Below are 1,858 nucleotides of genomic sequence, written 5' to 3' on the forward strand. Positions count from 1 at the left end.
GCCGATGGCCATGGACCTGTTCACCGCGGACGCGGCGGTCCGGATCGACACCACCGTCGGCTACGAATCCCGCGACCCCCATGCCCTGAGCATCGCCTTCCACCTCCTCGGCGAGGACCCGGTGGTGTGGCGCGTCGACCGCGAGATNNCGGCCCCACCGGCGACGGCGAGGTCCGGATCCGTCCCACCCCCGACGGCGGGCTCCTGCTCCGGCTCGGGCCGGCGGCACAGTGCGCCGTCGTCCGCTGCGAGCAGGAGGCGATCGGCCGCTTCGTGCGCGAGACCTTCGTCCTGGTGCCGCAGGGCACGGAGGAACGCCACATCGACTGGGGTCCGCTGCTCGCGTACCGGGGGCACTGAAGTGCGGCGGGAAGCGGCTCCCTCAGCCGGGACGGCGGCGGTCGGCCGGACGGAAACAGGCCGTGACGTCCTTGCCCCGCGGGCAGGGGCGGGTCCGCACGTCGTCGGCGAGGGCGTCGACCAGGAGCAGTCCGCGGCCGCCCAGCGCACCGTCGTCCGGGCTGCGCTGCTCGGGCACCCGCGGGGAGGCGTCGTGCACGGTGACGTGCAGGCACTCCTCGTCCCAGGTGAGGATCAGCTGCGCATCGCTGCGGGCGTGCACATGGGCGTTGGTGACGAGTTCGGAGACCGCCAGCACGACGGAGTCCGCCACGCCGGGGGCGGTACGGTCCCAGCCGAGCGCCGCCAAGTGCTCGCGCGTCCAGTCGCGGGCCGTCTTCACGCTGCTGCCCATCGGCAGCGAACGCGCCCAGCCGACAGCCCTCATCGAGGGGTCCCGTGTCATGTCTCTCCTCCTGAGGATCGGTCAGGGATTCCGTCTGCCCCTCGCGCAGCGGGGAAAAACCGACCGGAAACCCATGCGGATTCGACAGGTCTGAACGCGAGAAGTCGGGGTAGGCGACCCGTCTCGGGTCACGCGTACCCGATGAGGAACACACGTGAAAGGGGACAGGTGTGACGGTCACCACGATGTCGATGGCGGGAGTCGAGTCCGGAACGCGGGCGCTGCCGGAGATCCCGGACACGTTGGCGGTCGCACCCAGGGACGCGAGGGCCCTGTCGAAGGTCTTCTTCCAGGAGCTCGCGACGCTGGAGGAGGGGACGCCCGCGTACCAGTACGCGCGGAACACCCTCATCGAGATGAACATGAGCCTGGTCCGCTACGCCGCCGGGCGCTTCCGGCACCGCGCCGACGAGATGGAGGACATCGTCCAGGTCGGCATGATCGGCCTGATCAAGGCGATCGACCGGTTCGAGCTGTCGCGCGAGGTCGAGTTCACCACCTTCGCGGTCCCCTACATCGTCGGCGAGATCAAGCGGTTCTTCCGGGACACCTCCTGGGCGGTGCACGTTCCCCGCAGGCTCCAGGAGGCGCGCGTGGAGCTGGCCAAGGCGACCGAGGAACTCAGCACCCGCCTGGGACGGATGCCGACGGTCAAGGAACTGGCCGAGCTGATGAGCCTCAGCGAGGAGGAGGTCACCGAGGCGCGGCTGGCTTCCAACGGCTACAACTCCTCGTCGCTCGACGCCGCCCTCGGCGGCGAGGACGAGGACAACGACGCCTCGCTGGCCGACCTCATCGGCACCGAGGACCCCGCCATGGAGCTGGTGGAGGACTTCCACTCGCTGGCCCCGCTCATCGCCGACCTCGACGAGCGCGACCGCCGGATCATCCACCTGCGGTTCGTCGAGGAACTGACCCAGGCGCAGATCGGTGAGCGGCTGGGCTGCTCGCAGATGCACGTCTCACGGCTCCTCTCGCGCACCGTGAAGCGCCTGCGCGAGGGTCTGCTGGGCACCGGCGCCGACTGATCCGGCCGCCCCGAACGGCTCCGGG

At 70.5% G+C, this 1,858-nt stretch carries 3 protein-coding genes; 2 read left to right on the forward strand and 1 reads right to left on the reverse strand.

What is annotated here, in order from left to right; all coding sequences use genetic code 11:
- Positions 1 to 126 precede the first annotated feature (126 nt).
- Positions 127 to 360, forward strand: a complete 234-nt coding sequence (locus CCN56_RS16895; protein WP_256962003.1) for an SsgA family sporulation/cell division regulator — start codon at positions 127 to 129, stop codon at positions 358 to 360.
- Positions 361 to 382: 22 nt separating this feature from the next.
- On the opposite strand, the gene CCN56_RS16900 is transcribed toward CCN56_RS16895, so the two are convergent.
- Positions 383 to 805 carry an ATP-binding protein gene (locus CCN56_RS16900; protein WP_086827748.1) on the reverse strand — a complete coding sequence of 141 codons (423 nt, stop codon included), beginning with the start codon at positions 803 to 805 and terminating at the stop codon, positions 383 to 385.
- 185 nt (positions 806 to 990) lie between these two features.
- Here CCN56_RS16900 and CCN56_RS16905 point away from each other — a divergent pair, with 185 nt between their 5' ends.
- A complete protein-coding gene (locus CCN56_RS16905; protein WP_107484168.1) occupies positions 991 to 1,833 on the forward strand; it encodes an RNA polymerase sigma factor SigF in 843 nt (280 codons plus the stop codon).
- Positions 1,834 to 1,858 lie beyond the last annotated feature (25 nt).

It is taken from the genome of Streptomyces sp. NRRL B-24572 (assembly GCF_002156145.1).
GTDB lineage: Bacteria > Actinomycetota > Actinomycetes > Streptomycetales > Streptomycetaceae > Streptomyces > Streptomyces vietnamensis.

Excerpts from the sequence above, each read along its gene's own strand:
- CCN56_RS16900 (WP_086827748.1), bottom strand. The coding sequence starts at position 805 with ATGACACGGGACCCCTCGATGAGGGCTGTCGGCTGGGCGCGTTCGCTG.
- CCN56_RS16905 (WP_107484168.1), top strand. The coding sequence starts at position 991 with ATGTCGATGGCGGGAGTCGAGTCCGGAACGCGGGCGCTGCCGGAGATC.